General features: G+C 70.2%; 3 protein-coding genes and 1 pseudogene. All 4 read left to right on the top strand.

The genetic code is table 11. From position 1 onward, the window contains the following. Positions 1 to 332 (top strand): annotated as a pseudogene (locus HOQ08_RS11545) (glutathione synthase); the annotation flags it as partial. Next, the gene (locus HOQ08_RS11540) at positions 329 to 1192 is read left to right on the top strand and encodes an energy transducer TonB (RefSeq protein WP_291194802.1); all 864 of its coding nucleotides are present in this window, start codon (positions 329 to 331) and stop codon (positions 1190 to 1192) included. The pseudogene HOQ08_RS11545 and the gene HOQ08_RS11540, both read left to right, overlap by 4 nt. A 93-nt stretch (positions 1193 to 1285) precedes the next feature. Next, complete coding sequence (locus tag HOQ08_RS11535; RefSeq protein WP_291194799.1) at positions 1286 to 1858, top strand: YqgE/AlgH family protein; 573 nt, start codon at positions 1286 to 1288, stop codon at positions 1856 to 1858. A 37-nt stretch (positions 1859 to 1895) separates the two neighbouring features. Beyond that, the coding region (gene ruvX / locus HOQ08_RS11530; RefSeq protein ID WP_291194796.1) for a Holliday junction resolvase RuvX at positions 1896 to 2145 on the top strand (250 nt) is incomplete at its 3' end.

Genomic DNA, 2145 nt, shown 5'->3' with positions numbered 1-2145 from the left:
GCGCCGGCGACAAGCGCATCCTGCTGATCGACGGCGAGCCGGTGCCCTACGCGCTGGCGCGCATCCCGCAGGGCGACGAGTTCCGCGGCAACCTGGCCGCCGGCGGCCGCGGCGTGGGCGTGCCGCTGTCCGAGCGCGACCGCTGGATCGCGGCGCAGGTGGCGCCCGAGTTGCGCCGGCGCGGGCTGCGCTTCGTCGGCCTGGACGTGATCGGCGACTACCTCACCGAGATCAACGTCACATCGCCGACCTGTGCCCGCGAACTGGACGCGCAGTTCGGGCTTAATATCGCCGGACAACTGTTCGATGCGATCGAGAACGTTCCTGCGTGAGTGCCACCGTCCGCCGCCCCGACACCCCTGATCCGATCGGGGCGACATTGCTGTTCTCGCTGCTGCTGCACGGCGTGCTGGCGCTCGGCCTGACCTTCCACTACGTCAAACCCAAGCCCGGGTTGCCGACGCTGGACGTGACCCTGGTCGACGTGGCCAACCGCGAGGCGCCGGACAAGGCCGACTTCCTGGCCCAGGCGAACAACCAGGGCGGCGGCCAGAGCGAGCATGCCGCGCGGCCTTCGCAGCCGGTTTCCGGCGTGCTGTCCCGACCTACGCCGGGCACTGCGCAGCGGCCGGTCGAGGCCACCGTCCCGCGCCCGCAGGAAGCCACGCCGGCGCGCCAGATCGTCACCAGCGGGCGCAGCCATTTCAGCGTGACCAGCGACAATGCGCAGACCGCACGTGAAACGCAGGACACGCCCACCGCCGAGGAATTGCGCCGCCGCCAGGAAATGGCCCAGCTCGCCGCGGAGGTGCGCAACCGCACCGAGGCCTACGCCAAGCGGCCGAAGAAGAAATTCATTTCGGCCAATACCAAGGAATACGTCTACGCCGCCTACATGCGCGGCTGGGTGGACCGCATCGAGCGCATCGGCAACCTCAACTATCCCGAGGAGGCGCGCCGGCGCAACCTGCACGGCGAGCTGGAGCTGACCGTCACGCTCGACCGCAACGGCGGCGTCAAGGCCATCGACGTGATCCGCAGCTCGGGCGAACCGCTGCTGGACAAGGCCGCCGAGCGCATCGTCAGGCTGGCCGCGCCGTTCCCGCCGATCCCCAGGGACCAACATGTCGACGAGCTCTACATCACCCGCACCTGGCAGTTCCTGCCGGGCAACGTGCTGCGCAACAAGTAGCCGCCACGTGCGCCCAAGGCGCGGCGCGCGTTGCGGCCGCTTCACATCGCCCGCGCTACAACGCACGCCCGTCCGTCGCATTACAATGGCCGCATGAGCGCCGTCCCCAATACGCCGACCCTTGCCGGACATTTCCTCATCGCCATGCCGAGCCTGGCCGAGCCGCCGTTCTCGCGCGGCGTGGCCTTCCTGTGCCAGCACGACGAGGACGGCGCGGTCGGGCTGCTGGTGAACCGGCTTTCCGAATACCGGCTCGGCGACGTGCTGGCGCAGCTCAAGCTCGACTGCAGCGACCAGGAGCTGGCCGACCGGCCGGTGCTGATCGGCGGCCCGGTGCAGCAGGAGCGCGGCTTCGTGCTGCACCGCGAGCACGGGCATTGGGAATCGAGCTACCGCATCAACGACGAGTGGTCGGTCACCACCTCGCGCGACATCCTGGTGGCGATGGCCGCCGGTGACGGCCCGCAGGACGCCCTGATGGCACTGGGCTACGCCGGCTGGAGCGCCGGCCAGTTGGAGCAGGAACTGAAGGACAACAGCTGGCTCACCGCGGAAGCCAACGAGCGAGTGCTTTTCCACACCCCGCTGGAGGAACGCTGGAGCGCCGCGGCCGGACTCGTCGGCGTCGATCCGTTGCAGTTGCCGGGCTACGCGGGCCACGCGTGAGCGCGACGCGATCCGCCTCGCACGCGAGCTGTCGCGCATGAGTTGCGTGCTCGGTTTCGATGTCGGCAGCCGGCTCATCGGCGTCGCCGTCGGCAACCGGGTCACCGCCAGCGCCCGCGCGCTCGCCGTGGTGCCGGTGCACGAAGGCGGGCCGGACTGGTCCAAGCTCGACAACCTGCAGCAGCAGTGGCTGCCGGACACCCTCGTGGTCGGCCTGCCGCTGGCGCCGGACGGCACCGAACAGCCGGCCACCCGCCTCGCCCGCCGCTTCGCCGAACATTTGCGCC

Origin of the sequence: Frateuria sp., assembly GCF_013362045.1 — a bacterium.
Taxonomy (GTDB): Bacteria; Pseudomonadota; Gammaproteobacteria; order Xanthomonadales; family Rhodanobacteraceae; genus Frateuria_A.
Note: the sequence above shows the minus strand (reverse complement) of the source record. Positions and strands in the feature narration are given on the sequence as shown.

What these genes read in the sequence shown, in the direction of transcription:
- HOQ08_RS11535 (WP_291194799.1), top strand. Translation starts at nt 1,286, where the DNA reads ATGAGCGCCGTCCCCAATACGCCGACCCTTGCCGGACATTTCCTCATC.